Origin of the sequence: Sphingomonas sp. J344 (assembly GCF_024700005.1) — a bacterium.
GTDB lineage: Bacteria > Pseudomonadota > Alphaproteobacteria > Sphingomonadales > Sphingomonadaceae > Sphingomonas.
In genome coordinates this window covers 199,223-225,469 of sequence record NZ_JAJONB010000002.1, presented here as the reverse complement: position 1 = coordinate 225,469, position 26,247 = coordinate 199,223, and the positions used below count along the sequence as shown (strand labels likewise).

Below are 26,247 nucleotides of genomic sequence, written 5' to 3'. Positions count from 1 at the left end.
CCCTTTCAGAACAACGTCGCCGGGTCGGGTGCTGGCTTTCGCTTCACCCATGGCTCGCTGGTGCGCTCCATTTCGATCAGGTGATCCGGGAAGCATCGCTCCTGAAAGCCAATGATGTCGTCGAAGCTGCCGTGCAGCCAATGGTCGTATTCGTCCGCGTGCAGCAATACGGGCATGCGATCATGAACGGGACGGATCGCCTCGTTGCAGTCGGTCATCACACCTGAATACACCGCCCCCCACTCGGCGCTGTCACGCCACAGTCCGGCCCAGGCGAAGATCGGCGCGTCCTTTACGCTGAACCATGTGCGGGTCTTCGATCCCTTCGCGCCTTCCGCTTCCGCGAACCCAGTCACCGGGATCAAGCAACGCCACTCCGGCTTGCGAGCAAGGCCGATCCACATGCCCTTCCGCAGGTCCGCGATGTTATTCACCGGCTTCGGCTTCGCGGTCGGGCTCATCGTCTTCAGGCGGAGGGGAAAGCCCCACGTCATCGACTGCATGACGCGCTTGCCGTCAGCCTCGCGCACCACCATGCCCGGTGTGCCGGGATAAACTTCCTCGCCGGCGTTGGACTGAACCGGGTTAGCGACGCCGAAGTGCGCGGCGACTTCAGCGGCAGACTTGCGCACGGTATAGAGGTTGCACATCCCTCAATGCTAATCTCCGCGCTCCTCGAAGCGCAATGGCAAGATGTCGTAAGCATCCAGAGAATGTCATGGGTATGAAGAAGAAATCTCGTCCACCGCTGCCCAAGCCTTGCATCTTCTGCCCTAGGCCGAAGGGCAGCAAAGAGCATTTCTGGTCAGAGTGGATGCATGAGATATTACCACCCCCGCCACCAGAGAACCGGCATAATAGGTTGGTGTTCAAATACTCGCCCTTCGATGGACATTCGGAGAAAGGGCGGAGGGATACCCAAGGCGCGATTCACACCATCAAGCTGCGCGTTGTTTGCGCATCATGTAACAACGGCTGGATGAGCCAGCTGGAGGAGGAGGCTAGGCCCGCCCTGACGGCGTTAATAAGGGGGAGGAAACAACGCTCGATAGAGCAGCCCTCGACACGGTCGCGCAATGGGTCACGCTGAAGACGATGGTCGCAGAGCACAACGACCCTGACAGCGCGGTCACGCCTCGCGCTGACCGCATAGCCTTCAGGCAGACTCGGGCCATCCCCCTTATATGCGTATCTACGTTGGTTCCCACACCGTGCCGTTCGAGAAGTCCGCAGGCTTCTTGCGCAACAGTCAGGCGATTGCGCGCAGGAGTGAAGATGAACACTCGACGATTAAAAAGCTCGAAAGGATCAGGCGTGCGCTACGCAATGGCCCGCCACAACCATCGCCTCCACTTGGCGACGTTCCGAACAATATCCAGACGATCACCTTCTTCCTAGGTCACGTTTTTGTGCACATTACCTCGACCCGCGTGGACGGGTTCGCCATCGAGGACATAGCTCTGGTCCCGACGCTCTACGACACTGCGCGGATCATGCCTGCCCAAGCGGCTGAAATGACTTGGCCGCGCGACCCGAAATTCACCCTTGATCAGGTGAATGAAATAGGCGGACTGATGATGAAGGCGCTGGGTGCCCAAGATTACTATTGGATAAGACGGAATGTTCCGCTTCCGCATTCGGCGGTAGCAACGGCAGAGCAGCCGATATACACTAAGACAGCAGAGAGCGGATCCCAGCCCATCCGCCGGCAATGAACGAGCCAGCCAAGAGGGCGGTTAGAACCCAATATTCGAGCGCTTCCCCGATCCGCTTCAATCGCGAGTCCTCGTCCATGCTCAAGGCATGGCATGGCGGGGATGCTGTAGGAAAGTGCCGACGTTTACTGCAGCGGCGACCGCATCATGGCTTCCGCTCGCGCGGCAATGTCCCGCCAGAAACCAACGCCACCAAGGTCGCCGGCTGTCACCTGCTCGCCCACCCGGGTCGCTATATAGCGTGGCAGATCATCGCCGTGCTTCGCCCATAGCGCTGCTGTGAAGGTCTGGCGCTCAGCCTCGGTGTTCAACGCGCAGCCCTGCAAAATGCAGCCAACCGCCCGCCATTGTCCCAGTCAGCGCGGTAGATCGCCTGTCGCGATCGAAGTTGATGGCACGACAGGTCGCCGGCCCTTCCCGCCACCAGCCCGATTGTTCGACCGTATCGATCCTGAGAAACCCGCCTGATCGTCAGCGGACCTTGCGCCGCGCGCGCCAGACTCGCCTCGCTGGCGTGCGGATCGCCTCGCGCGCAACGCCGGCCAGGCTGACAGCGGCCTTTCTCAGGCGCGTCGATGCCAAGCAGTCGCACCCGTTCTCCACCGCAACGCAGGGTATCGCCATCCACGACCCGACAGGGACCGATGGGCACTTGGCCGGCCGCCGCTAACAGAACGGCGCTCAAGATCGAGATCATCACCCTTTCGTCCTAGCGACGCGCCAATCGGGGTCAACGACGGGCCGCATCTATCGCCGGACCCAGACGTTCATCCGGCAAGGAGACCAATCATGATCACCAATCCTGAAGAGACCGAGCGCGGCGATCAGAAAGACACCGAGCTCGTCGAGGCGGAGGAAGATGCCGCGGAGAAGCGCGAGGAAGAGGGCGGCTATCAGTGAACCGTCACGAGCGTCGGGCAGCCGCCGCACGTGACAGGCGCCCGAAAGCGCGGTCTTGCGCCTGCTGTGCCGACTCTCACCACGAAAATGCGGCAGCTTCAGTTCACGAGGGTGTCACCTCGCCGCCCAAGGCAACCGCCCCATCCGCATCGTAGGCATCGCCCCCAATGTCCATCGCCTTGCGGTGGCCGGCCGGGGGCGGGGAGCCGACCCCGCCAAGTGCCGGCAGGTCGAGCAGCACCACATCAGCAAGTGCTGCTATGAACACCGTCGCCCCCCTCGCCGGTAATGACTTCAATCCCGCCTTCGGTCCGCCGGAGTTTGAACCCATCGAACTGACCGGACCATCGTTCAAGCCGCGTCACGTTTTCGTCGGAGAAGAAGCCTGGCGCGCGGCGCGCCATGGCGATCGCCTGCTGCGCCTGCTGGAGCTGTTCCTCACATCGCTGCACGGTCTTCTGAAGTTGGGAGGTGCTGATCGAGTCGGTGCCACTCGTGTGTAGCTTTCGCGCCTCTCCGACGGCTTGGCGCAACGCGATCAGGTGATCCCGGCAGTCGCCGTGTTCGATGAGGACGCTGGCACCCAGCAACGGTCCTATCCGCTGATTTTCGAAGGTGTAGATCGGCGCTTCGTTCTTTCCATTGGCTGGACGAAGCGCTTCCGCCGCGTAATCACGGACGCGAACGGACTCTGTCAGCACGGCCCCGCCAAGCGCGATAGGTTGCAGGCGGAAGAAAATGTCCCCCGCTGACTTCTTCATCTGGCTGCGCGTGATGTCGAGCCGGCGCAACCCATCCGACTGGAGGACTGACGTGATACGCTTCAACAGTTCGTCCTCGGCCGCCAATATGGCAGCAAGCCGCAGGAACAGCCCCTGACGCTGCTTCAGTTCATTGTGCTGGCGACGCGCCGCAGCGAAACTCAGTTCATAATGTTTGGGGCCACAATGGCTGCCGATCATGTAGCGATTGCCGGTTTCGTTCTCGACGACGAAGCCGTTCCAATGTCGGTGGCCTTGGCAATGACAGCACCACAGCGCATCTTCGCTTACGGGACGGTGATACTCCCCAACGATCGATGGCTGCAAATTAGCATCCGGGCGCGAGCGCGACAGCCTTTCCACTGCCATTGGATCCTCAATGTCGAGAACCGCTGAGGCCAGCTCTGCGTCCGTCAAGCGGCGTCCATGTCCCATGGAACATGGTTAGAACACCGCTAAGCCTGCGACAAGACGGGCCGTTTCAGCTGGGCCAGCGGCGCGCATAGACAGTTTGAAGGGCGAGCTTCAGGTTACTCAACGCGCGGCATAGATTGACGCTTACCTCGTCTGCGTCGGCGCCCCAACCCCACAGGTTGAGCTGAATAACTGCGCCCTCGGCCTGCTCCTCGCCGAGGTGTTCGAGATCGAGGAAGAAGTGAGGCCATAGGCACCAACCCCAACATGCATCGCGGAAGGTCGGGTCGATCGCTTTCAACTCAACTTCGAGTTCCTGGCCAAAAGAACCGATGTTCGGCACCGACGTGTTCTGCACGAGATCACGAAAGAAGATCGTGAGCCGTAACATCTGCTCGAGCGGCTTAGGCGAGACCCCTGATTCATTTGCCTTCAACGGGCGGAGGCCGAAGTCATTCGTCTCGAACTGCGCCTCAGAGGAGTTGGCCCAGCGCAGGAACTCCACAATGGCGCTTTCAATCTCCGCTGTTCCCGCATGTTTCAGGTCTTCAAGGGTGGCGCGGATCGCGTCTGGCCTGCTCTTGAAGTCGACATAGCGACCCTCAGGCGTGTGAACTGTCTCAGTCCAGGGATGCATGCGCCCCATGTCTGCGGCAATGGTATGCTGATCGGATCGAAATATGCGAGCATCGTGCGCTTCTACATGGGGCCCCCCGGACGCGGAAGGTCCCGAAGCCGGTGGCTCCATCATCCATATAACCCTGCGGCCCAGGTCGTTGATCTAACTTGATCTGGCACATGATCCGGTGCCGTGATCCCTCAATTCTTCCCACGTTGCATGTGATCATTACTGGAATCGGGTAGTGATTTCGGCCTTGCCAGCCCCCGGATCTAGGTAGACGGTAGCCAGCCGGGGGGGACATCGGAATGAAGGAACTGCTTGGATGCGTCTGGCAGCTTGGCGCATTGGCAACAATGGTCAAGCTCACCTTCCTCGACGGCTACGTCTACACGTGGGTGAACTGGATATGGGCGATCCCGATCAACCTATTCCTGTCGGAGATCTGGCCGATCTATTGGCTGATCCTCCGGCCGATATTCAGCTGATCTCGCCGCGAGAACGGGCAGGGGGAGCGCGCCGATGGTAACTTCGATATTCGACTTCATGGGAGCCCTTGGGGCCAGCATTCTGCTGACCGTGCTCGGTATCGGATTGTTCGGCGCTGTTTACGTGAGCGGGCATTGGGTAGCCGAACGCCAAAATTCACGCGTGATGGGCGTCATGGCTGGCCTAATGGTGTTCGCCCTGCTGATATTGCTGTTAGCACGGCCGCACGACGCGCTGAGGGAAACGTCTTGCATTACTGCCGATGACCGCCAAGCCTGCATCGAGGGCGATGATGAATAGCACCAAGCCAGCGCACCCCCAGCCGCCGTATTTGCGGTTCCTGCGGTCATGATGCTGGTCGCCCTGCTGGAGATGCCATACGGCTATTATCAGCTGCTTCGACTCGTCACAGCGGTAGCCGGCGCGTGGATCGCCTACAGCGCATGGCAGGCTGATCGAATCGGCTGGGCCATCGCGATCGGCATCGTTGCGCTGCTGTTCAACCCCGTGGTGCCCGTGCATTTCGAGCGGGAAACCTGGGCCATCCTCAACGTGATCGCCGCTGCCATCCTGGGTCTCGCTGGCTGGGCGCTGACGAGGGAACCGAAGGCGAGCGAGCGGTGATTAGTCAGCGCTGGTCGTCGCGCCGCCCTTTGGCGATCCCCGCGACAACATCCTGGGCGTTCTCGGGCTGCTGCTCGTCATTCGCGACGGCGTAGAGGTAATCAGCGGTGGCGGCTGCCTGACCTGTCGGCAGACCAAGGAAATAGCCGGGGGTTTCGACTGCCGAGCGGATCCAACGCTCCGACGGTTCCTTGCCCTCAGCCTTGCGGACAGCGTCCTCGCCGATCCGCATCAATCCCTCGAACGACCGGTAGATCGGCGCCGTGCCGAATTCGCTGAACTGACCCGACACCTTCCGCTCGGTGACGCTGGCGACGTCACGAACGCCGGGAATGCCAGCCCACATCCCGAAGAACACCTTCCTGATCGCCCAGGCGGCCCAGCTTTCTTCATCTTGGGGCCAGTCGCCTACAAGTAGCGACGACAGGAGGGGGCCGGCAATCATCACCCACCATGCGGTCATGGCAGCCTTCTGATAGTTGCCCTTCTGGGCGTCCCGGATCATCTCGCGCTGCTGATTGTAGAGCACGCTGAAGAAGCTGTAGAACATGGTGAGGACGCGATAGCCTTCGCTGGCGTTCTGGATCGCCGCCAAGTCCTTGGGCCGCCCCGAACCCTGCGACTTCCGCACGGCCTTATCGGCGAAGGCAGCAGCGTCGGCTTCCGTCATGCCTTCTTCGATCGCCCGCCGATAACCGCCGAGCCATGTCGGCATGGCGACCAGATACACGTCGATCATGCCGATGCCCCAGAACGCCCAAGCACGCACTCGGTCGAGCGGCGAGGAAGATCCCTCCATGTCACGGAAAGCGGCGGCGATGTCGCGATCGAAGTCGTGAGCGCGGCGAGCCAATTCCGGCGAGCGGGCGAATACGAAATCTCGCGCAGCGCCGCCACCGGAGGCCGCTTCCCCCATGCCGCGGGCGAGCCACTTCGCTCCGACCTGATTAGCCGAGTTCGGCAATCCGCCGACCTGCGCCACCATCGTTGTCATGCGGAATCCCAGGCCCACCAGCGTGGCATTGACGCGAAACTTCCGCAGAACCTGATCGAGGGCACGGATCGACGATGTGTCCATGGCTGCCTCGTTCACCTGACCCCGCAGCCAGTGCTTAATCTGGGCGTGGTATTCCGGGCCGAGCTTGCGATCGATCATGGCTCGGACGCGGCGATCGTCCGTGAACTTGAGGACGTCGCGGATCCAGGCACCGTATGCGATGCGGGTCGTCACTCGCCTGACGTGATTGAACAGCACCGGCTCAAGGGCGAGCATGAGCGGGGCCGCATATTCAGTCCGCTCGATCGTGTGCCCCTTTGGCGTGGAAACCGCCCGGCCCATCTGCCCGAGCAACTTGGCGGCATCGTCTTGGTAGTTGTCGGCAGCCCGGCTGGAGCGAGCGGGGTCGTAGACGATGGGGTAATAGGCACCCTCGATCTCGCCGAACGGCGTCTGGACGCGGCGCGGCTCGACCCGCTCGGGCACGACCCCGGTGATAGCGCGCTCTGCCCGCTCGATCTCTGGCCAGAGCGAGCCGATCTGGCGCCAGACAGCCTGCACGAACTGCCAATCTTCGGCGTTGAGCTCGCGGGCCAGCACAGCCTCAACCTTCTCGCGGCTCCATTGCAGGTCCGGCATCTGCCTGAAGGCGAGGCTTTCACCCCGCACCATCTTATCGAAGTTGGAGTCCGTCCCCGTATTCAGGGCTACGGCGAGCAGGTCCGACCGGGAATAGATGCCAGGCAAAATCTCCATGGTCTCCGGGTTGATCTCCACGAATTCGGGCACCGTCACGCGCTCCGCCATGCGGCGCTGCTGCTCGGGTGGCATATCGTTGTAAAGGCGGGCGAGGGGGGCGAGCACGTCCTCGCTTAGCTGCGCCTGGTGGTTGGCGGCTTCGGTCGAGCCCTGCACCAACAGGCGGTTCATCACGCCATTGGGGTCACCGTTGTCGAGATCGTCGGCCAGGAACTCCATCTTGACCATCATCGCACCGAAATCGCGTGCGAACGCCTTGGCACGTCCCAACTTCGTGCGGCGCTCATTGCGGTGGGCGGTGAACTGGCGCTCGGGCAGGGCTTCAGCTGTCGCCAAGAAGTCCTCGACCGTCTCGTCGAAGTCACGCTCTTCCTGCGCAAGGATCAGCTTCTTCTTCACCCGGCCCAGGTGCGCGATCGACGCGATTGTGTCGTCAAGCGCCATCAGGTCATCGACGGTCAGCTTGGTGAAGTTGACGGTGTTGGCATCGCGCAAGCGGGCAGGGACGTGGACTTCCTCGCCAGCAGCTTCTTTGGCCGCCACCCAAGCGCTGAACGACTCGCGCTCGGCAAGCTCACGTGCCGTGCGAGGTCGCATGTCATAGGCTTCGAGCAGATCGTGAATGTGGTCCAGATATTCCTGATCCATCGATGGCTGCGACTTGGCGCTGGCCAACCGGCCGAGACGCTTCACGATGCGGTCGACACTGTCCTTCGCGTCCTTCGCGGCGCGGAACAGCGCATTGCTAAGCATCTGCTGCTGCTTGGCGCGAAACGCCGCCTCGGCATCGCCGGCAAGGATCGCCTTCTCGGCCTCACGCCCGGCTTTCGCTTCGGCGCGCTGGTGGCGGGCGATGGCAGCGCCGGTCGCCTGCTCGCCGATCATCCCTTCGCGAACGGTTCGCTCCGCCCATTCTCGAGCTAACTTCCACGGCGTCGGTGCTTGTCCGACCTTGCGGCCCAACGCGCCGAGTTCGGATGCGATGACGGTTGCCCGGGTGTCATTGTGGATCGCGGCGAGAGCCTCTTCCTCAATCGATCCATCGGTCAGCGCATCCCCATGGCGCTCGCGCATAATGCTGTCTGCTTCAGCATCGACCGCCTCGTTGAAGGCCGACCGCTTGTCGCCAACGGCGCGCAGCTCGTTCTCGCGCTGCTGAAGGCCGATCAACGTGGTGACCAACTCGCGGCCTGAAGCGAACCCGACCTGCTCGGCGAGTATGTCGGGATGGACGCCACCGGTCGTCGCGACCGTCGGGGGCACGCCCTTGGGGATCATCGCCAGCGCGTCTTCGCCGAACTCTTCGACCAGCGCTGTGCGGTCGAGGGCAACGCGGGTGTCGTCGCGGGCTCGAAGGAAGGCAAGCGCGCGGAACTCGGGTCGCTGCGATATGCGGGTCGCGACATCGGCGCGGACGTTGGCGCGCTGCTCTTTCCATTCCTTGGTCCGCGAGCGACGCACGGTTTCCATCGTGCGGTAGAGCAGGGCATCGAATGCATCCGTGCGCGTCTGGGCAGCCGTTCGCGAGTATGCCTCGAACTCCGCGTCGGTCATCCCGGCTTCATCGGCAGTGGTGAACAGGGCCTTCGCCTCCGCATCCTCTGCCGCTGCGGCGATTGCCTCGTCGGTCACGAGCATGCGAGCCATGACATCGCGGACATCATCCGTCAGGGGGCGTTCAGGCGCTGGACGACCTGATAGATCCGCAACAACCAGGCGCGGAAGGACTGGAACGCGCTCGCCAGCGCGGAGGAGGGAGACTTCCCCTCCATGAAGTAGCGCTCCATGCCGCGCGCCCAGAGTTCGTGCGCCTCGGTCGGGATAGGCCCGCCCAGTTCCATTTCATACCCGTTGACAGCAAACCACTCGCGAACTGCCTGCCACTGGGCCTTCAGGTCGTCGGGTGCGTCAGCGCGTTCAGCATCCTCCTTCAGTTCCTCGACCCACAGGTGGCCGGTCTCATGCAGCAGCGTCGACAGGTCACGGCCCTCGAATAGCCGGATGATCCTCTGCCCGTCCGCATATAGCTCTAGGCGACCCCGAGCCTCACCTTGGTCGAGCGCGCGCGTGGCGGTTTCCTGTGCCGCACCCACCACGGCGTCGATTTCCTCGCGAGTGGCGGCGTCTGGATCCACGCCCGATGTATCCAGCAGCGCACGAAGTTCGTCGGCTGCGCGAGCGGTTGCATCCTGCGTTTCACTGGCAGCTGAGCCGGACGCGTCAGCATAGACTGGCGTGCCTCGAAGTTCGCGACTGATCGCGTCCAACAGCTGTGCCGCATCTACCACGTCCGCCGACGCAGCGAGGAAGCCCGCCTCACGCGCGAGCGGTGCAAGTCTCTCCAGCGAGCCGGCCGCAGCATCATCTCGCCGCACCAACTTGCGCCGACCAGGACGCCCGCGATGCCACTTGTCGCCGCCCATGGAAGTGACATCGCCGCCCCGATCGCTGAGGCCGCCCTGCGAGGCGATCCATTCCAGAAGAGAGGGGCCGCTCGGCTTCGACGGGCGCGCGCCCCGACGCATGGCGTTGATGACGAGGTCGAGGTTGTCCGCTTTCCGGTAAGCGGCCAGAGTTTCGGGCAGCTCCTGCCGGATGGTGACGTTCGAACGGCGAAACGCATCCCATGCATCGATACCGAGGCGAGCGGCGCGCGTCGCATAACGCTGCGCCCAAAGTTCAGCATAGGCTTGTGATGCCCGCAGGTTGAAGCCGGCAGTTCGCGCCTGGCTGAGAACCTCATCATAGACTCGCCGCTCGGGCGCAGCTGCGGCGCGCTCGGCTTCGATCTGACCGGCCGCGACGCGACCCTGCTGCTCCATGATCGCGGCATACGCCTCGGCAAAGTCGTTCGCTTCCCGCTCCGACATGCCCCCTGGCGTCAGCCGAACATCAGCCTTTATGGCCTGCCACGTCTCGGTGCCTGCAAGATGGGCGGCGACGCCCGCGAGTGGCAGCACCACGTCCCCTCCGGCCGCGCCAGCCTGCGCCAGCTGCTCGGAAAGATCAGGAGCCCAGGTCCAGTCGGCAGGCTCATACCCGTCTGACTGCATGAGCTCGCGCAGCTTCTCCGCAGGCAGGTAGACATGCTCGATCGGCCCGCCTTCGGTATGCTGCTCGACGAACTGACGGAATGCATCGGGGTCGCGATCGCGCAGCTTGGAAGCCTCGGCCTGAGCGACCGCGGCATCCATGATGTTCGCGCCGGCGATTCCATCGGTGGCCTGTTCGATGTCGCGTTCCACCGGGCGCAGGGCCCTGACGACGGCGCTACCGCCGCCGATGGCACCGGTCTGGATGATCACCGCAACAGCAGTGTCGATCGCCGCCTGCGGCCTGTCGGCGAGATATTGGCTCCAGGTCGCCTTGGGATTGGCGATAGCCGTGTCGACGGCATCTTGCCCCAGCGTCGCAAGCTGCTCGCCGCCCATCTCTTTCAAGGTGAACTCGCCGATAAAGCGGCCAAGTCCCTTCTTGCCGAAGCCGCCGACGAGAGTGCCGAGCGGGATTTTCTCGGTCACGGCTTCGATGCCGCCTTCAAGCACACCACCGAGCAACGCTTCGTCCGAGGTGCCGCCCCGCGTCCGATACTTGCCGTATGCACCCAGGCCGGACTGCCCACCTGCAACAGCGAGGCCGCCCCAGCCGCCTGCGGGAAGAGTCGCCAGTGTGGCCGCTAGGGCAGGGATGGCCTGGCCGGTAGAGACGAGGCCACCGTAAACTGATTGTCCGAACGAGGTGAGGTCGCGCGGCGTCGTCCCGCGAATGACATCCTGGACTTCCTCGTATTCCGCCTGAAATTTCGGAACCAGGTTCTCAAGCCCGAGCATGTCGGACAGATACAGCTTGGCGCCGATCCGCGCCTGCTGGAAGCCACCAATCGTTGCGATACCGATGCCCCGCCACCAGGTTCGTCCGGTCGTCTCGGGGCGGGCCTGCTCGACGGTTTCGCGGCGGCCGAACTCGCGGGCGCGGATGCGCTGAACCCTTTCCGCTATCGGCACATCAGCCGGGCGCCTGAGCTCGACCGGGGCCACATAGCGGGGCTTTAGATTGAGCGCGGCGTCGCCAACGCTATTCGGCCCGATCAGCGTCGAAAGGGTGCCAAGCGCCTCAAGGTCATCCTTCGATGCGGCAGCTCGACGCGGTTCACCGAACCACTCAGACAGGCGAGAATTGCCGATGATGGTCGCCGCGCCCCCGCCGTCCGAAGGCGTCGGCCTCGACAGTGCCGAGGTTTCGTTCAACGACATCGCTCGGCAGCCCGGTCTCTCGCGCGAGTCGGTTCGCACGTGCTGCCTTGTCGGCGTCAGCCTGCCGAACGGCGAAGTAGACGCGCGCCGCGCGGTTACGTGAGTCGGTCTCGAGCGCGCCATCCAGCGGGTCACCGCTTGGGGGCGTGCTCGTCCGGGGCGCAAGATACTGGTCGAGGAGGTCGCGACGGTCGGTCATTGCCAGAACCCCGGCTGACCGCGGTGGTTGAGGTAAATCTGACCGATTTCGTCATCGCTAGGCGTTCGCCCGCGCTGCGTGCGTCGGACCGATGCGATGATCCGCTCGCGCACGCCATTCGGCATCGCCAAACCCATTCGCTGGCCCGGTGCCACGTCGTATCGGCGCGTCTGGACTGGCGTTTCGCCATATAGCCAGCCAGGTCGGTAGGTGGTGACCGATAGGGTGGCGCTGTCGAAGGCGCGCTTGATTTCGTCGTCGGTTGGCTGGCGCTTGCCGCCCGTCACCGCCATTAGATCACGCTGCATCATGCTGAAGATGCGCATCGACGTTTCGCGGTCCTTGGGGGTGCGGGCTTTCCCACCGGTGGTGCCGAGGTCCAGGTTCAAGTCTGGCGCGTGCCGGTTGATGACGCCCCACACTCGGCTGTGGTCCAATGCTTCCGGCGAGTTGGGGTTGGCGCGGGCCTTGGCCTGCAGTGTTGCAAGCGACGCGAACTCGCCCGGCGTCATCCTCCCGCGATACATGCGCAGGTCCGTGCCCTGAAAGCGCTCGGGCTCGTTGATGGCCATGAGGTTCAGCGTAAGCGCCGTGTCGCCATCGGCCCTGACCGGCTCGGGCTGGCTATTTCTGCGAGCCATATCTTCGAGGCTCATCCGATCGTCGGTCGAGAGCCGGGCCCTCAATTTCGAAGGAATCTGCTCGATCGAGGTGAGCCGATTGTCCGGCAGTCGATCGATGATGTCGAGCGCCTCTCGCTTGGCCTGCTCCTCGCCGCGATGGACCAGATCATCCTCTTCCCGGACCATCTGCCGCAGCTTATCCTCTGCTCGCTCAGTGCGTTCGAACGACCAGCCTTCCGCCTTGGCTCGGGCGCGAGTGGCCGCAAGCAGACCATTGAGGTCGCGGCGCTGTGGGCCTTGCCCCTGCTGACCCGTGCCCAGGATCGTGTCTGGATCCACAGGCTTTCCGTTCTTCAGCACTTCCCAATGCAGATGAGGACCGGTCGACCGCCCGGTCATGCCGACAGTGCCAATGATCGTGTCGGGCCCGACCTGCGCGCCATCTCGAACATTCACATCGCCCAGGTGCATGTAGCGCGACACCGTTCCGTCATGATGATCGACGGTCACGATGTTCCCGCCCTTGGGACTGCGGCTCACTTTCGCTGTGCCTGGGGCCGTCGAATAGATCGACGTGCCTTTGGGGGCCGGGATGTCGACACCGTGGTGGCTACCGTAATCTCGGCTCGCCCCATATTTTCCGCCCGCGACCGGTGAGCGGCCTACACCGCGTAGCGGATCGCTGTAGTTGGCGATCGCCCGCGATCCCGGTGCGGCGCTGCCCCAGATGCCGGCCACATCAGTCGCGGTCTCGCGAGCTTCCAGCGGCGCACGCATTCGGTTTCGAAGGGCGTTTTCTTCTTTCCACCCGATCTCGTCCTTGTGCGTGTCCAGATAGCCGATCGCCTTATCGAGCTGGCCACGATCGATGTATCCGTCGACTACACCGGTGTGGATCCCGGTCAGATAGCGGGTGCGCGCTGCAGTATAGTTTTCGGCCGACCAGCCCTTCCGCTTGGCAACCTCGCTCAGTTCGGTCAGGCCGGTCGCGATGAAGGCATGCTGGACGTCGGGATCGTCGGCATTGTTGATGGCCCCATCGCTCTGGATCGTCAGCCGATCTGTCGACGTTTCGTCTCGGGCCTTCTCGGATTCGACGGCGATGTGGCGTGACGCAAGGCTGCGAAAAGCCAGCATACGCTCGTCTGCCGCCTGTCCGAACATCTTCTGGGCCATCGGGCTGAGACCAGACGCGATCTCCTTCCGTCGCTTCTCCATCGCGCTCATGGTGGGTTCGAACGCGTCAGCCGCAGCTTGGCCACGGCGAACGCGCAACCCCGATTCGGGATTGTCGAGCCCTTCACTCAAATCCAGCGCAAGGGTAGACTCGGCTTTCTTCGCTTCGTCCTCGGCACGGTCAACAGCAACGAGCTGGGTCGCCTTGGCGACATCACCGATGCCTTTGCCGAGTTCTTGCAGTCCTTGCGCTATGGCACCCGCGACACCGCCACCGTTATCGGCAGCACGGTAGCGCTGGCTTGGCAGCGGCTGGAGGGCAACCCCACCGCCCTGATAAGTCGGAACGCGCGCCATTACCGGGGTCGTGCCCGGAATTGCGCGTATTGCGTCGCGCCACCCAAGAGGGTGGTTCCAACCCCGAACGCGCCAGCGACTTGCTGCCCCATGGCTTGCTGCCGGTAACCGGCCGCCTGCGCCCTGAAGTTCGCCCCCGACACCGAGAAGCCGCGCGCTTCACGATAGCTGTTCTCGTATATCGTTTCGACGTCCTCGCGCCCCAAGGCAGCCGTGTCTTCCTGAAGGCGCGCGGCACTACCGAAATCGGGATCGATGTTGTTGGCAGCCATCGCCGCGCGCTGCGCACCCTGAACCTGACCGATCTTGCGATACTGGCGTTGCGCCTCGATCTCTCCCCGTTTGAGCGCGTCCTGTGCCGCCTCTTGCTCAAGGGCGTCGTTGCGCTCGGCGATCTGGGATTGATACCTGGAATAGGCCGCGCCCTGCATGGCGGCCACGCCCGTGCCGATCGCAGAAACTGCCGTGGACGCAAGCATCAATGGACCAACGGCTGCGGCAGGAAGGCACATTCGCAAATAACTCGCGTGGTGTTCAGCAGGCCTGAACCGAGCATGTTATCGGTCGCGGAAGAGACAGCCGCACCCCACAATAGGCGCGCGTAAAAGCGCCGAGCGGATGGTGGGTGGAGCGATGCTCCGCATAACTCTGCACCATAATGGCGCTGCTACATCGATTGCTCCCTCAATCCTTCCCACAGCGCGAAGGCGGGCAGGGCTTCGGCTCGGCAATCCGCTTGTCGCGCTGGGCGCCGGCGGGCAGTTTCCACGCGCACGTGGTGAGTCCGGGCAGCTGGCATGGGAGATTGAGGCGTGAAGATGCCGGCGTGGCTGAAAGGCTTGTTTGGTCAGGACGGTGAAGCCCGGAGGGCACCTGGCCGTGACGACGGCATCGGGGCCGACGTGCCGATTCGCACCGCGAACGAGGATCGGCTGCGCCGGGCCGATTTCGCGGGCCGGATCGCCAACGTTCTATCTGAACTGAGTCTCGATGAGGGGCGGGTGTTCGCAATTCGTGGCCCCTGGGGACACGGGAAATCCTCGCTGAAGAACCTCGTCATTGAAAAGCTACGGGCTCGGAACGACGGGGCCGACTGGCTGGAATTCAACCCTTGGCAATGGGGCGATGCCGACGCGATCGCGCGCGCATTGTTCCGGCAGGTCGCTGATAAACTAGGTGGCGGCTACTCTTCGAAGTCCGCAGCGAGAGGGGCCGCGCTCAGGCGATATGGTTCGATCCTCACCGGTAGCGGTGAACCGCTGAAGAAGGCCAGCGGCGGCAGCGCCACCATCTCATCGCTTCTTGCGAATGCCTCGATCGTCACGCTGGCAGCCGCGATCGGCCTGACGCTGCCGACCGTTGCTTTCGTCGCCGCGGCGCTGGCCGGGGCTGCAATTGTCGTTCCCTTGCTTGGCAAGGGTTTGACAGCCCTGGGTCGCGACCGCTGGTCCGAGCCACTCGATCAGATCAGGCGGTCGCTTGAGGACAGCTTGCGCTCGCTGAACAAACCACTCGTCGTCTTCGTGGATGATATTGATCGGCTCGAGCCAGATCAGATCCGACTGCTCTTCCGGCAGATCAAGGTCAACGCGAACCTGCCCAACATCATCTTCGTGCTCCTGTTCCAGCCCGACATTGTCGAGGCAGCGCTCGATCCCGTCGCGAACGGGCAGGGGAGGGACTTCTTGGCCAAGATCGTTCAGGCCAATTTCGACCTGCCAGCTGTTCCAACCGCGACTGTCCACGCAGCCGTGACCCAGGAGCTGTCGCTGTTAGCCGGGGAGCACGCGACGGAAGCGAATGGCTTCGAGCAGGTCAGGTGGGGCAATGTGCTAATCGGCTGTATACAGCCGTATGTTCGGAACCTTCGGGAAGGCCGGCGCTACCTGTCGTCTGTGGCGATCCACCTGCCGCTTCACACCAGCGGCACGACATCCGAGGTGAACATCATCGACTTCTTGGCGCTTGAGGCGCTGCGCGTTTTCGAGCCGGATCTGCATGATGCGCTGTTCCACAATCGCGAGTTGCTGCTCCAAACTTCTCGGTTCGGTCGAGATGGACGCGATGCCGAGCACCGATCACGCGTGGAAAGCCTGCTTTCGATCGTGCCTGTGGCGCGCCGCGAAACAGCGGAAGAAGCAGTGAAGCAACTTTTCCCGACGGTCGAGTGGGCGCTGGGGGGTTCGCATTATGGAGACAGCTGGCACGTCAGATGGATCGCAGAGAAGCGGGTGTGCACCTCAAGGTTCTTCCCCCGCTATTTCGAACTTCAGACACCCGAAGCCGAGATCTCGGAGAGCGAGTTCGTGGACTTCATGGCGGCAAGCGGCAATGCGTCACGGCTTGCTGAGGTCATTGCTAGGATAGAGGGGAGGGGGTTGACCCACTCGCTCGCGGCGCGGCTTGACGAGTCCGTTGAGCGTTTGCCGGTCGACACTGCTGACGTGCTGCTGCCGGCCATGTTCCGGCTTGGCCAAGGGCTGGTTGGATCCCGCCGGTCAGGCGAGCCGTTCAGTTCGCCTTGGGTGTCGGCATGGAGGGCGATTAGCTGGTTCATCCGCCGGCTGGCTCAGGAGAAGCGCGGTCCGCTCGTGTTGGAGGCTTTGCGCGCAACCGGCGCACTGTCAGTCGCTGCGATACTTATCCACCTCAACGATCCCAACGACCGCAAGGAGGATGAGCGCGACACCTTCGAGCCCGATCTGGACCAAGCGACCCTCGACGCGCTTAAGCGGGAATGGCTCGTGCAGATTGAGCAACTCGCACGATCGCCCGACGAGATGTTGGCGCACCCTGACATCGCCTCGCTCATCTATCGCTGGCGCGACTATAGCGGCGGCATGGACGCACCAGGCGGGTGGTTGGCCGAAGTGATCGAGACCGACGCTGGCTTCGGCGGCATAGCTGCCGCGTTTATGACGGTCGGGACATCGCAGGGATGGGGCGATCGGGTCGCCGCTCGATATGAAACCTTCGACAAAGAGAGCATCGACCGACTAATCGGCGTTGATGTCGTCGAGCGCAGGCTAGGTGAGATTGATGCCACCACCCTCGCGCCTGATCGTGCTCACGCCGTCGAGGTGCTGCGCACGCATCTGGAGAAATGGAAAAGCGGGCGCGCTGAGTAGCTCGGCCTGCTGTATGCCCGCCGACTCTATGCGGTCCGGCTAAATGGGCGAAAGTGGACGCCGCCGATGATGGTGATGTTTTCGCCGATATGAAAGCCCCAATGGCGGAGCAATCTGATGGCCGCCCTGTTTTCGCATGCCACTCGGTTTTCAAGCGTCGAACAGGTCGCATGCATCCGGGCCAGAATGCCGGGCCCCAGTTCAACTAGAGCACGGCCGCAGCGGGTAACAACGTCAGTCCCGAGGAACCAGGGGCTGCCGCGCCCCTCGATCATGCTGATGGCAGACAACCCGAACATCGCTTCAGGGCGCCCGTCCAGCTTGGCCGTGACGGCATAGATCGAGCGCCGCCACGACGAACGCAGCGCTTCCTTCGGACTCATGCCGAACGCCTCGCATTCGAGACGATCAGCTGCGCGCATCCTCGTGGCAATGCGCCCGAAGTGGGCAGGGCTGGCGGGCACGAGGTGGATCGCGCTACCAGTCGATAGCCCCGAGAAAATCGCGACGTTCACGCAGAAGTTGCCGAAGCTGACGACGTTCCTCGATCGCCCGCGCCGTCTTCATGCCGTGCTTCAACGCGTTCTGGTTGCCGCGCGGTGCGCCGGGATCCGTCCCGCCGTGCATTCTGCAGCGGCGCCGGCCCTTCACGGCAGGGGATTGGCACGCCGTTCCCCGCCGGGTCTTGGCTAAACATCTGGGGGCCGAAAGCAGCGTCTGCGATCGTTGTTTCGGATTGTTCGGCGACTTTTCCATGTCCGGCACCCCCGGTGTTGACGGTTTCTGCGATGATTGCTTGCCCGCCGCGGTTGTCGACGTGAATGTGCCTCACGACCTGTTCGCCACCGCGCCGCAGCTTCGTCAGCGCCTCGATCTGGGCCGTGTAGGTGCGCAGGAGCTTCACTGCTAAGTTGCCGACGCCGCCTTCTGTGGCCAATCGCAGATCTCCCGCCGCGGTGCGCATGCATTGCATGGCCGCTGCGTGCGTGCTCGCCATCTGCACGAGAAGAGACGCTTCGATTTCATTCTGGGGCTCACCGCCGTCGACGAAAGCCAAGGCGGCGTTGATCGCCTGTTCCGATGGCGCTCTGCCCTGTCCGCGCAAGACACTGGCCAGGTCGCTGATCGAACTCGCGATAAAATCAGTCGACGTGGTGCCGAACGCGGCGGCTTGGGCCAGGTAATAGCCGTCGTCATCATGCGGCGGCTGGATCTGCGCCTGCTCGGGGTTATAGCGCACTTGATACCGCCCGCGCGCCGACGCGACGAACTTCTTGGCGCGGTCGATCCCAGCCTTCTCCAGGCAATTGGCTTCCCGGGACGGCGGCCGGGTAGCGACAGCCTTCCCGCCGCTGCCGGCGCGGGGTTTGCGTGGCTTCGTCATCAGTTGTCCCATCCTGGAATTACGTCTTCGCCGGTTTCGCCTGGCGCGAGGATCATGCCATTCGCCTTCGGTTCCCATTGGTTGGAGTCGCGCGGCGTTCGGTCTAGCGGCCCCAACGCAGGGTTGCCGGCAGTGAAGTGCGAAACCTGCCCAGCATCCCGAGCAGCTCCTGCTACACCCGCACCCCTAAAGGGGGCGGGGTGTAGCGTAGCACTTTCTTGCGACACCGCGACGGTGTGCGACGCTACACCTATTGCAGGTGTAGCAGACACCTGATCTGCCGGCTTTCCGACCACCATGAACTTCTTCATCTGGCGGTTCTGATCGCGTCGTTCTTCGACCCGCAAGGCGTCGTTCGCTTCCCATGTGCCGAGCAGCTTCAGGATCCTGCCGCGATCGTTCTTCACGTCTAGTCCGAGCGCGTCCGCGACGGCGTTGCCGACCCAGTCAGACGCGCTGTGGTGGGCCTTGAACTCGCCGGCTGAAACTGCCGCCTGCACCCGACGCAGGTGATCAACGGTGATGCCCTCGAACGCGTCCGGCGGACACCAACGGGTCACCACACCAACGCTGTCGCCTTCCTGACCGAAAGGGTCTTCGGGGCCGGTCGAGTTCTCGACATCCTGCGAAGCCAACCGAAACCATTGCGCGTCCTCGGCTGGCGCCCGATTGGCCTTATCGTCCTGCACCGTGAAGAGCCGGCGGCGCTCACGATCCTCGGAAATGCCGAACTTCTGCGCCTCTTCTTTGTCCATCCGGTTGAGCACGAGGGTAACGCGGGCGGCAGCGATGAGCGCCACCGCACCGCGGGAAGCCTCAGCGGTCACCTTCTCGCCACCCAGCTTCTTCGTATGATGGACGAGCACAATGGAACAGTTCGCGCGCTTGGCGACGCTAGTCCATGTCTTCACCACCGCGTCGATTGCACCGTTATCGTTTTCACTGACACCATGTGACGACACGAATGGATCGACCACCAGCACATCAATCTTGCGCTCGATCAGCTCGGCAACCAGCGCTTCCACCACGGGCACGGCGATCTGAAAGCCATCCCGGTCCTCGATCGCGATCCGCAGCTCCGAACCCTCCGGCCCGCTGTCGAGAAAGATGCGGTCACCGCATGCGTCCTGCCCGACACGGTGGAACATCGACGCCGCGACCAGCTGCATTTCCAGTTCGTCGAGGCTGTCTTCCAGGTTCCAATACCAGACCCGCTTCGGCCCATCCCATACGGTCTTGCCGAGCATCTCTTGCCGCCCGCTCGCCAACGACAGCAGCATCGACGCCACGAACGACGACTTGCCGACACCCCCGGCGCGACAATTGCCGACACTGTGCTGCGGAGTAACCATCGTCCCCAGACCCAAGGCCGCCGCGGTAAGGTGCGATGATCAGGCCAGCGGAAAGGGGACGCGGTGATCTTCACCGGTTCCGCAGACGGAGAGGCCGCGAACGGTTCGGCGGTTTCGAACCGCGCCTGTAGCGACGGGGCCGTCATTGTCCCGTTCCCAGCAGCTCGGCGTTGAAGTCCTTGTAGCCGGCTGCGGGCCGCATGATCCGCACCTTCCGTCCGGCAGCGGCAAAGGCATGAGCTGCCTTATTCGCCGCGGTCTCGCCAGGCGCGTCGCCATCAGCGCCAATCACGACCGCACGGGTGACGTCCGCCAATTCCATCCGGGGCAGCATCGCAGTCCCGGCGGATACCCAGACGGAACGGCCTAGGGCTTGGGCCAGCGTCAACCCATCCTCGAGCCCTTCGGTAACGACGAGGCTGGCGGCTGGCGGGCCAATCTGGATCGCACCGCCTGCGACGCGGCCCAGCGACAGCTTCACCTCGGGCACGTCGGCCTTACGCCCATCGTTGGTCAGGAATGTGCGCTGGATGCCGGTTAGATCGCCATCGGGCGAGCAGACGGCGGCGACCAGGGCGGGTCGTCTACCCTGTTCCTGCGGATACCGAAGCCGTGCGAACCGCAGCGTGTGCGGCAACGGCATCGTGATCCCGCGCCGGCGCAGATATGCCTCCGCCACCGTCCCTTCGATTGCTGCTGCCTCGCCCCAAATCTGCCGCGCCGCTTTCGACCAGTCGGCTTTCGGCGTAGCGACCACCCGCTGCTGTTCGAGTTCGCGCAATGCACCGCCATCCAGCATGTCGATGGCGCCTTTCAACTTCACGCCATATGCCCGCTGCACGAAGTCCAGCACATCACCCTCGGCACCGCAGCCGAAGCACTGGAACCTGCGGTCGTCGGCATAGATCGTGAAGCTGGGGGGTGCGGTCAGGATGAAAGGGGCAACAGCCCTTTAGTTCACGCCCAGCCCGGATCAGCTTGACGCCAGCTTGGCTTGCGACCCCGGAGACGGGAAATCGCGAGCGAAGGTCGGCGCAGATCCGCGAAAGCTCATCCATTTCGAGTCGTTCTGCCCCGCGCGCCATCATCGCGCATCCCCCTGCGCCGCTGGCAGCGCATGCTCGGGCAGCGTCCAGACGATGGCGCGCTTGCCGTTCGAATTGCGACGGCGCAGCCCGCTGTCGGCGATCAGACGTTTCGACCTGAGTTCCGATGTGCGTGGTTGCACCGACCCCCGATCAATATCGAGGATCGCCGCCAGCTCTTCGGTCGTAGCGCCGCTCCTGCCTGCCGCACGAACGGCATGGAGGACGGTGCGTTGCAGTCGGCCGAGATCAGGCGCGATCGCTTCAGCAGCGAAGACCGATGTGTCGATCCCGCGGTGTCCCGGGCGATCGGGATAGGTCGCCTGGATCATGCTCATGCGACACCGCCCTTCGCGGCATCGTTCATGCCGTAGCGCTCGAGCAAGATGGACAGCCAGTTCGCCTGCTTCTCAGTCAGGGCGTTGGCGTCGAACGCGATGCCGCCGAGAAACTGCCCCTCCTTGGGTCGCAGCGGCGCACCGCTCGTGAGCAGGTTCATCGCGATCGAGCGATGATCAGCAATCGGGTGAGTTGTCATGCCGCATCTCCCGGTTCGGTGGGCTCGGGCGTGACGGTGAAGAAGCCGGTCCCGAACTCAGGAGCGAGGATCCCGGCGCCGTCCCAGATCGGAATGGCACCATGGCGGTGAGACGCAGACAGCGCGACATCGACCGCCTCAGCCGCATCGAACCAGCCAAGACTGTCCCACGGCAGCCGACCCGCTTCTCGACTTGCTCGGGGTCCGGCCAGGGCGACCAGGTATTGCACAGGTGGCATGATCCCGGGGGTGATTTCGACAATCTCGTATGGCGAAGCGCCGGCGACTTTCGGCCGCTCGAACGGGATGATGGTGGCAGTCATGCGGCACCGCCTTCGGCTTCTGCGCCGGCGTCAGTGAAATCGACGGCCTGAATGCCAAGTGCCGCTGCGCGCCAGCGGGCCACGTCCAGTGCGTGCGCATAGTCGTGATAGACACCCGCGAGGACATATTCGCCCGTCTCGTATTCGATGCCCACGACGAACTCGACGGGGTCGCGCTCGACGAGGTTGACCAGCGACACGCGCGCCTTCGGTGCGGCGACCGCTGGCTGGCGTGACTTGCTGCGGATCGGGACAATATCAGCACTCATGCGATCTCTCCCAGCTCAGGCCGCAGCCAGTGGGTCGCAATTATGCGAGGGACTAGTTCGAGATATTGCGCGGGTCGTCCGCTGCCGCTATCTCCGACGTCGCCGTTGTAAAGGATTGCAGAGGGTCGGACTGTGGCGGTCCGGCCCTTTCGCGTCTCTAGGGGCGACGCTGCCCTTGCCGTTGCCATTGTCGCTCACGCCGCTTCGACGAGCTTGCGAACGCTAGCGACCTTGATGAGCCTGCGGCCGCCGACGCGGATGCTGTCGACCTTGCCTTGGCCCATCAGCTTGTAAAGCGTGCCCCTGCTGAGGCCGATGGCCCTCGCCGCATCGTTCACGCTGCACGTGACTGGTTCCATTTTCACCTCCGACACGGCGACCTGTTCGACCGTGTTCGAGGTTGTTCTCGGCAATTCGAGGAGCGGCGGCACACCACATTGGAAGTGCGACTTTCTGACTGCCTATTAGTGGGACCGTGCCTTGCTAAGTCGCCTCTTCAGCCGCTCATATCGGTTGGGAAGGGGGGGGCGGCGAGAGCGCAGTCTTCACCATTGAAAGCGACGGGGAGGGAAGGGCGGCTAGGGCACAAAGGGAGCGGAGGAAGATGATAAAGTCGGGTGCGCCGTCCCCGTCATCGTCCTTCCGAACCACCCGCTCGGCCGTTGCCTTGCGGCCTGTTGCCCCGGTCCACACTGGCGCGCACAGCGAGATGAATTGCCCAAGGCCCGGCAAGCGTTGCCCTGTGCCGGAGCTGGCTGAGTCGTCGTGGCCCAGCATGCGCGCCTGATCTTCCGATGTCCGAGCAATCTCCCACAGCGGAATAGTCCAAGCTCTAAAATTCGCATGTCCGTCCGGATCGAGATCGCCACTCGCGCGATAACTTGCGTCATCGAACACGCTGACGATTGCTCGGTGCGCCTTGGCAAAAGCGAGGAACTTAGGCCGATTGCCGTTCGCGAGCGCTCCACCCGCTGCGCCGCCGAGCTCCCTCAACGCCGCGTCTAATCCGTCAGCATGCCGCGCGATCTCGCCAAGCAGCGCCATCGCACGCGCCGGGGTGATGTCGCGCGTATCCTTGCCTCGTTCATGCTGCTTGCGATAACTTTGCAGCGCGAACGCCACCCAGGGCCAATGCTGCTCCGCGGCCTGTTGGCTGGTGGCGTATGGCGACAGAATAGGTTCGATCACGTCGAAAGGGTACTCGCGACACGCCTCTTCGATCGGATCCTTGAACCATTCGGCGGGCATCTGAGGCCCAATGTCTGCAATCGCGAGTTTCACGCAACAGCCGCCAATTTCGTCACCGCCTGATGACCGGTGACATAGCGAGCCCACGCATCCATCAGCTTTTTCCGCTTTTCGAAGAAGTCAGTGCGACGATACGCGGCTTCGACGCGATCGGGCAGCTTGTGCGCCAGCGCCTTGTCGACGATCTCCTTCCGGAAGTTGGTTTCTTCGGCCGCCCAGTCCGTGAAAGAACTGCGGAACCCATGCACGGTGAAGCCAACGACCTTATCCTCGCGCAGCACCTTGGTCATCGTCATGTCACTGATGGGGCGCTCCTCGCCCCCGGGCTTCTTCAGGGTCGAAGGGAAAATCAGGCCGGCGTCGTGGGTCCTCGCTTCCCAACGGCGGTTGATGATCGCCATCGCGTCAGTCGAAAGCGGCACCACGTGCGGCTGCTTCATCTTCATTCGGCTAGCCGGGATGCTCCAAGTGGCTTTCTCGCGGTCGATCTCAGCCCAGTTCGCAAAGCGCGTTTCGTTCGACCGGACGGCGGTTAGGATTGTGAAGCGCAGGGCATCACGCCCCACCGTCTCAACCGCGCCAGCGAGCTTCGCCATATAGTCGGGCACATCGGCGTAGGGCATCGCTTCGAAATGGTTCTCGACATTCGGTTGCCGCGGCAGTCCCTTGCGGACTGAACGAAGCGACGTCTCATCCGGTCGCCAGCCCTTGATATGGGCAAAGTCCAGCACCACGCCAATCCGCTGTAAAATGCGCTGCGCTGTCTCGGGCATCTCCATCCAGATCGGCGCAATCGCGTCGCGAACCATGATGCTCGTGACGGCGTCGACAGGTTTGTCCCCAATCGCTGGAACGATGTGATTGATCATGCTCGCAAGCCAGGAGTCGATGTGCTTCTGGTTCTTCCAACCCTTCTTCAGCTCCGCATGACAATCTCGCGTCGCCTGCTCGAAGGTCGGGATCGCGACAGGCTTCTTCTTCCGCTCGGCGACAGGGTCTACGCCGGATTTAGCCAGCTTGCGCATCTCTGCAGCCTTGTCCCGCGCATCCGCGAGACCCAGAACACTGGCTGATCCGAGCCCTATGTCACGCCGCTTGCCGTCGACCTGCACGCGCAGCATCCACGATCGCGAGCCGCTCTCCTTAACCAGCAGATACAGGCCATCGCCATCCGCATGACGGCCAGGCTTTGCCGATTTCACCCGCAATGCAGATAGCTTGCCCACGTTTCGATCCCTCACTGGTTCCCACACGATAGCGTGGCTTTGCCTGAACAGCAATGAACAGTGTCGAACAATGTGGCGCGGAAAACTAAGGAAAATCTAGCGAGTCGTGCTCAGCGTCGAACCAGCGTGGACAGATGTTAGATGGCCCTCGGCTCCACCATCCCTTCGAAGAATGAGGCCGGAGCGCGTTGCGCATCCGGCCGTTTCTTTGCCTGTCGCAAAAGGATGCATGCGCTCGCCGTCCCGCATCGGAACAGCCGTTAACGATCCTTTAGGGATGGCCGAAAGTGTAAACGGCGCGTTAACCTCCGGCCATGCGACGCGAACTTATCCTGACCGGCGCCAGCCGCAGCCACCCGTTCCGGGCCAATCTTCCACAGGTGCGGGCCGAAATTCGCCGCCGGGAGGACGAGGGCGATCTCAAGCTCTTTGCGCTGAGCTTCACCGCGTTCTTCGTGTGCATCTACACGTTCATTTTCTGAAGGCCGGGCCCGCGCTCAATCGCAGGCGCGGTGCAGCTTCTGGGCGATCCAGGCCGAGACAATGGCCATGCCCGCCACGAACAACAGCTGATTCGACGGGCCGACGCCCAGCGCGGTGATGCCGATCACCATAAGCGCACCCAGCACCATCCCGAACGCGTTGACGATATTGTTCGCCGCCACGGTGCGCGCGGTCTGATCCTTCGTCACAGTCGTGGTGAGGAATGCGTAGAGCGGCACCACGAACATGCCGCCAGCGATGGCGATTGCCATCAGCGTTGCCAGCACCAGCCATGCCTGAGGCATCGCGATGAAACCGAGCATGTCGTAGAGCTGGCCGGGCGCGGCAGGGATCCAGAATTTCGATTCGAACGAGAAGGCGACGACGAACCCCGCCATCGCAATGACCGAGATCGGCGAGTATTTCGCCGAAATCTCCCCCTTCAGCATCGCGTTGATGATCACCGACCCGATCGCCACGCCGACCGAGAAGGTCGCGATCATCAGGCTCGCCACGCGCTCGTCGGAGGTCAGCACATTCTTCGCCAGCGGGGTGAAGATGACGATCAGTACCGATCCCATCGTCCAGAAGAAGCTGATCGCACAGATCGCCCAGAACAGGCGGGGGATGTGCATCGTGTTTGAGATCAGCCGCCACGACGCGGTGAACGGGTTGAAATTGAGCTTGAGCTTCGCCCCCTGGCGCGGGGCAGCGGGGACCATGCGGCCGGTGAACCAGCCGATGAATGCGACGATCAGCGTCAGCCAGCCCGCAGTCTCGATCGACACCCAGCCGGCGATGACGGTGCCGAGCAGGATCGACAGATAGGTCGCGGCCTCGACCATACCCGTGCCGCCAAGCACCTCGTCCTCCTTCAGATGCTGGGGCAGAATCGCGTATTTGATCGGACCGAAAAAGGTGGAGTGCGTACCGAGCATCAACACCGCGCCCAGCATCATGCCGACCCCGACCATCGGATAGCCGAGCTTGGCGACGATGATGCCGCACCCGCCGAAGATCATGATGCCGATCTCCGCCGTTTTTACGATGCGGATGATCTGCGCCTTGTCATAGGTATCCGCGAGCTGGCCCGATAGCGCGGAAAGCAGGACGAAGGGGAGCAGCGCTACGCCGGTGGCGAGCGCGTTGAACACGAACTCCGTCTCCGGGTCGTTCAGCACCTGATAGGTGGCGAACAACACCATCGCAGTCTTGAACAGATTGTCGTTGAAGGCCCCCAGGAACTGCGTGACGAACAGGGGGAGAAACCGGCGCTCCTTGAGCAGTCCGAGCGCGTTGTTCATATGCGTGGCGGGCCTTCGTCC

At 63.0% G+C, this 26,247-nt stretch carries 28 protein-coding genes and 3 pseudogenes; 6 read left to right on the top strand and 25 right to left on the bottom strand.

From position 1 onward, the window contains the following. Positions 1-5: 5 nt before the first annotated feature. Positions 6-650, bottom strand: a complete 645-nt coding sequence (locus LRS12_RS17235; RefSeq protein WP_257845744.1) for an SOS response-associated peptidase — start codon at positions 648-650, stop codon at positions 6-8. A 534-nt stretch (positions 651-1,184) separates the two neighbouring features. On the opposite strand from LRS12_RS17235, the gene LRS12_RS17230 reads away from it, so the two are divergent. Then, the gene (locus tag LRS12_RS17230; protein ID WP_257845743.1) at positions 1,185-1,715 is read left to right on the top strand and encodes a hypothetical protein; all 531 of its coding nucleotides are present in this window, start codon (positions 1,185-1,187) and stop codon (positions 1,713-1,715) included. 125 nt (positions 1,716-1,840) lie between these two features. On the opposite strand, the gene LRS12_RS17225 is transcribed toward LRS12_RS17230, so the two are convergent. The 5 genes from LRS12_RS17225 to LRS12_RS17205 all read right to left on the bottom strand — a co-directional run bounded on the left by LRS12_RS17225 (position 1,841) and on the right by LRS12_RS17205 (position 4,427). After that, positions 1,841-2,026: a hypothetical protein gene (locus LRS12_RS17225; RefSeq protein ID WP_257845742.1), complete on the bottom strand. Its 186-nt coding sequence runs from the start codon at positions 2,024-2,026 to the stop codon at positions 1,841-1,843. Further along, positions 2,023-2,412 (bottom strand): thermonuclease family protein, encoded by a 390-nt coding sequence (locus LRS12_RS17220; protein WP_257845741.1) that lies wholly within the window; start codon positions 2,410-2,412, stop codon positions 2,023-2,025. The genes LRS12_RS17225 and LRS12_RS17220 overlap by 4 nt, the downstream gene beginning before the upstream one ends. A gap of 306 nt (positions 2,413-2,718) precedes the next feature. Next, positions 2,719-2,883, bottom strand: a complete 165-nt coding sequence (locus LRS12_RS17215; protein ID WP_257845740.1) for a hypothetical protein — start codon at positions 2,881-2,883, stop codon at positions 2,719-2,721. Beyond that, entirely contained in the window at positions 2,861-3,793 is a 933-nt protein-coding gene (locus LRS12_RS17210) for a hypothetical protein (protein ID WP_257845739.1), read from the bottom strand. Before LRS12_RS17210 ends, LRS12_RS17215 begins: the two co-directional genes overlap by 23 nt. Positions 3,794-3,857: 64 nt before the next feature. Beyond that, on the bottom strand, positions 3,858-4,427 hold the full coding sequence (locus tag LRS12_RS17205) for a hypothetical protein (protein WP_257845738.1): 570 nt from the start codon (positions 4,425-4,427) through the stop codon (positions 3,858-3,860). Positions 4,428-4,717: 290 nt separating this feature from the next. Here LRS12_RS17205 and LRS12_RS17200 point away from each other — a divergent pair, with 290 nt between their 5' ends. The 3 genes and pseudogenes from LRS12_RS17200 to LRS12_RS17190 form a co-directional block, all read left to right on the top strand. Continuing rightward, positions 4,718-4,897, top strand: a complete 180-nt coding sequence (locus LRS12_RS17200) for a hypothetical protein (protein ID WP_257845737.1) — start codon at positions 4,718-4,720, stop codon at positions 4,895-4,897. Between the two features lie 34 nt (positions 4,898-4,931). After that, positions 4,932-5,198, top strand: coding sequence for a hypothetical protein (locus tag LRS12_RS17195; protein WP_257845736.1), 267 nt, complete (start codon positions 4,932-4,934; stop codon positions 5,196-5,198). A gap of 42 nt (positions 5,199-5,240) precedes the next feature. Further along, positions 5,241-5,522: pseudogene (locus tag LRS12_RS17190) on the top strand (DUF6804 family protein); the annotation flags it as partial. A gap of 4 nt (positions 5,523-5,526) precedes the next feature. Here the strand turns inward: LRS12_RS17190 and LRS12_RS17185 are convergent. From LRS12_RS17185 to LRS12_RS17165, 5 genes are read right to left on the bottom strand one after another with little or no spacing between them, the layout of a single operon-like run. Then, on the bottom strand, positions 5,527-8,916 hold the full coding sequence (locus tag LRS12_RS17185) for a hypothetical protein (RefSeq protein WP_257845734.1): 3,390 nt from the start codon (positions 8,914-8,916) through the stop codon (positions 5,527-5,529). A gap of 29 nt (positions 8,917-8,945) precedes the next feature. Further along, positions 8,946-11,525: a hypothetical protein gene (locus LRS12_RS17180; RefSeq protein WP_257845733.1), complete on the bottom strand. Its 2,580-nt coding sequence runs from the start codon at positions 11,523-11,525 to the stop codon at positions 8,946-8,948. Beyond that, positions 11,440-11,730 (bottom strand): hypothetical protein, encoded by a 291-nt coding sequence (locus LRS12_RS17175; protein ID WP_257845732.1) that lies wholly within the window; start codon positions 11,728-11,730, stop codon positions 11,440-11,442. Before LRS12_RS17175 ends, LRS12_RS17180 begins: the two co-directional genes overlap by 86 nt. Continuing rightward, positions 11,727-13,886 (bottom strand): M23 family metallopeptidase, encoded by a 2,160-nt coding sequence (locus tag LRS12_RS17170; protein WP_257845731.1) that lies wholly within the window; start codon positions 13,884-13,886, stop codon positions 11,727-11,729. The genes LRS12_RS17175 and LRS12_RS17170 overlap by 4 nt, the downstream gene beginning before the upstream one ends. Next, on the bottom strand, positions 13,886-14,326 hold the full coding sequence (locus tag LRS12_RS17165) for a hypothetical protein (protein ID WP_257845730.1): 441 nt from the start codon (positions 14,324-14,326) through the stop codon (positions 13,886-13,888). The genes LRS12_RS17170 and LRS12_RS17165 overlap by 1 nt, the downstream gene beginning before the upstream one ends. 378 nt (positions 14,327-14,704) lie before the next feature. Between LRS12_RS17165 and LRS12_RS17160 the strand changes: the two genes are divergently transcribed. Then, positions 14,705-17,014, top strand: a complete 2,310-nt coding sequence (locus LRS12_RS17160) for a KAP family NTPase (RefSeq protein WP_257846173.1) — start codon at positions 14,705-14,707, stop codon at positions 17,012-17,014. Positions 17,015-17,040: 26 nt separating this feature from the next. Here the strand turns inward: LRS12_RS17160 and LRS12_RS17155 are convergent, their stop codons facing one another. The 13 genes and pseudogenes from LRS12_RS17155 to LRS12_RS17095 form a co-directional block, all read right to left on the bottom strand. Then, a complete protein-coding gene (locus tag LRS12_RS17155; protein WP_257845729.1) occupies positions 17,041-17,436 on the bottom strand; it encodes a hypothetical protein in 396 nt (131 codons plus the stop codon). A 55-nt stretch (positions 17,437-17,491) separates the two neighbouring features. After that, positions 17,492-17,770 carry an HGGxSTG domain-containing protein gene (locus LRS12_RS20445; protein WP_374581452.1) on the bottom strand — a complete coding sequence of 93 codons (279 nt, stop codon included), beginning with the start codon at positions 17,768-17,770 and terminating at the stop codon, positions 17,492-17,494. 627 nt (positions 17,771-18,397) lie between these two features. After that, complete coding sequence (locus LRS12_RS17145; protein ID WP_257845727.1) at positions 18,398-19,750, bottom strand: helicase RepA family protein; 1,353 nt, start codon at positions 19,748-19,750, stop codon at positions 18,398-18,400. 142 nt (positions 19,751-19,892) lie between these two features. Beyond that, complete coding sequence (locus LRS12_RS17140) at positions 19,893-20,573, bottom strand: toprim domain-containing protein (protein WP_257845726.1); 681 nt, start codon at positions 20,571-20,573, stop codon at positions 19,893-19,895. Positions 20,574-20,603: 30 nt separating this feature from the next. Next, positions 20,604-20,657, bottom strand: a pseudogene (locus LRS12_RS17135) (hypothetical protein); the annotation flags it as partial. Between the two features lie 82 nt (positions 20,658-20,739). Continuing rightward, positions 20,740-20,808 (bottom strand): annotated as a pseudogene (locus tag LRS12_RS17130) (hypothetical protein); the annotation flags it as partial. Between the two features lie 26 nt (positions 20,809-20,834). Next, positions 20,835-21,173, bottom strand: a complete 339-nt coding sequence (locus LRS12_RS17125; RefSeq protein ID WP_257845725.1) for a hypothetical protein — start codon at positions 21,171-21,173, stop codon at positions 20,835-20,837. Next, the gene (locus LRS12_RS17120) at positions 21,170-21,334 is read right to left on the bottom strand and encodes a hypothetical protein (protein WP_257845724.1); all 165 of its coding nucleotides are present in this window, start codon (positions 21,332-21,334) and stop codon (positions 21,170-21,172) included. The genes LRS12_RS17125 and LRS12_RS17120 overlap by 4 nt, the downstream gene beginning before the upstream one ends. 35 nt (positions 21,335-21,369) lie before the next feature. Next, positions 21,370-21,696 (bottom strand): hypothetical protein, encoded by a 327-nt coding sequence (locus LRS12_RS17115; RefSeq protein WP_257845723.1) that lies wholly within the window; start codon positions 21,694-21,696, stop codon positions 21,370-21,372. Continuing rightward, positions 21,693-21,965 (bottom strand): hypothetical protein, encoded by a 273-nt coding sequence (locus tag LRS12_RS17110; RefSeq protein ID WP_257845722.1) that lies wholly within the window; start codon positions 21,963-21,965, stop codon positions 21,693-21,695. Before LRS12_RS17110 ends, LRS12_RS17115 begins: the two co-directional genes overlap by 4 nt. Before the next feature lie 194 nt (positions 21,966-22,159). Further along, on the bottom strand, positions 22,160-22,396 hold the full coding sequence (locus LRS12_RS17105; protein WP_257845721.1) for a helix-turn-helix domain-containing protein: 237 nt from the start codon (positions 22,394-22,396) through the stop codon (positions 22,160-22,162). A gap of 73 nt (positions 22,397-22,469) precedes the next feature. Continuing rightward, positions 22,470-23,213: a hypothetical protein gene (locus tag LRS12_RS17100; protein WP_257845720.1), complete on the bottom strand. Its 744-nt coding sequence runs from the start codon at positions 23,211-23,213 to the stop codon at positions 22,470-22,472. Between the two features lie 29 nt (positions 23,214-23,242). Next, the gene (locus tag LRS12_RS17095; RefSeq protein WP_257845719.1) at positions 23,243-24,439 is read right to left on the bottom strand and encodes a site-specific integrase; all 1,197 of its coding nucleotides are present in this window, start codon (positions 24,437-24,439) and stop codon (positions 23,243-23,245) included. 314 nt (positions 24,440-24,753) lie between these two features. Here LRS12_RS17095 and LRS12_RS17090 point away from each other — a divergent pair, with 314 nt between their 5' ends. After that, positions 24,754-24,921 carry a hypothetical protein gene (locus LRS12_RS17090; protein ID WP_257845718.1) on the top strand — a complete coding sequence of 56 codons (168 nt, stop codon included), beginning with the start codon at positions 24,754-24,756 and terminating at the stop codon, positions 24,919-24,921. Positions 24,922-24,936: 15 nt separating this feature from the next. Here the strand turns inward: LRS12_RS17090 and LRS12_RS17085 are convergent, their stop codons facing one another. Then, entirely contained in the window at positions 24,937-26,226 is a 1,290-nt protein-coding gene (locus tag LRS12_RS17085; protein WP_257845717.1) for an MFS transporter, read from the bottom strand. Positions 26,227-26,247 lie beyond the last annotated feature (21 nt).

Coding starts and splice junctions, on each gene's coding strand:
- LRS12_RS17235 (WP_257845744.1), bottom strand. CDS start 650: ATGTGCAACCTCTATACCGTGCGCAAGTCTGCCGCTGAAGTCGCCGCG.
- LRS12_RS17230 (WP_257845743.1), top strand. CDS start 1,185: ATGCGTATCTACGTTGGTTCCCACACCGTGCCGTTCGAGAAGTCCGCA.
- LRS12_RS17220 (WP_257845741.1), bottom strand. CDS start 2,412: ATGATCTCGATCTTGAGCGCCGTTCTGTTAGCGGCGGCCGGCCAAGTG.
- LRS12_RS17205 (WP_257845738.1), bottom strand. CDS start 4,427: ATGCATCCCTGGACTGAGACAGTTCACACGCCTGAGGGTCGCTATGTC.
- LRS12_RS17200 (WP_257845737.1), top strand. CDS start 4,718: ATGAAGGAACTGCTTGGATGCGTCTGGCAGCTTGGCGCATTGGCAACA.
- LRS12_RS17195 (WP_257845736.1), top strand. CDS start 4,932: ATGGTAACTTCGATATTCGACTTCATGGGAGCCCTTGGGGCCAGCATT.
- LRS12_RS17185 (WP_257845734.1), bottom strand. CDS start 8,916: ATGCTCGTGACCGACGAGGCAATCGCCGCAGCGGCAGAGGATGCGGAG.
- LRS12_RS17175 (WP_257845732.1), bottom strand. CDS start 11,730: ATGACCGACCGTCGCGACCTCCTCGACCAGTATCTTGCGCCCCGGACG.
- LRS12_RS17170 (WP_257845731.1), bottom strand. CDS start 13,886: ATGGCGCGCGTTCCGACTTATCAGGGCGGTGGGGTTGCCCTCCAGCCG.
- LRS12_RS17160 (WP_257846173.1), top strand. CDS start 14,705: ATGCCGGCGTGGCTGAAAGGCTTGTTTGGTCAGGACGGTGAAGCCCGG.
- LRS12_RS17155 (WP_257845729.1), bottom strand. CDS start 17,436: ATGCGCGCAGCTGATCGTCTCGAATGCGAGGCGTTCGGCATGAGTCCG.
- LRS12_RS20445 (WP_374581452.1), bottom strand. CDS start 17,770: ATGGAAAAGTCGCCGAACAATCCGAAACAACGATCGCAGACGCTGCTT.
- LRS12_RS17145 (WP_257845727.1), bottom strand. CDS start 19,750: ATGGTTACTCCGCAGCACAGTGTCGGCAATTGTCGCGCCGGGGGTGTC.
- LRS12_RS17125 (WP_257845725.1), bottom strand. CDS start 21,173: ATGAGCATGATCCAGGCGACCTATCCCGATCGCCCGGGACACCGCGGG.
- LRS12_RS17120 (WP_257845724.1), bottom strand. CDS start 21,334: ATGAACCTGCTCACGAGCGGTGCGCCGCTGCGACCCAAGGAGGGGCAG.
- LRS12_RS17115 (WP_257845723.1), bottom strand. CDS start 21,696: ATGACTGCCACCATCATCCCGTTCGAGCGGCCGAAAGTCGCCGGCGCT.
- LRS12_RS17110 (WP_257845722.1), bottom strand. CDS start 21,965: ATGAGTGCTGATATTGTCCCGATCCGCAGCAAGTCACGCCAGCCAGCG.
- LRS12_RS17100 (WP_257845720.1), bottom strand. CDS start 23,213: ATGCCCGCCGAATGGTTCAAGGATCCGATCGAAGAGGCGTGTCGCGAG.
- LRS12_RS17090 (WP_257845718.1), top strand. CDS start 24,754: ATGCGACGCGAACTTATCCTGACCGGCGCCAGCCGCAGCCACCCGTTC.
- LRS12_RS17085 (WP_257845717.1), bottom strand. CDS start 26,226: ATGAACAACGCGCTCGGACTGCTCAAGGAGCGCCGGTTTCTCCCCCTG.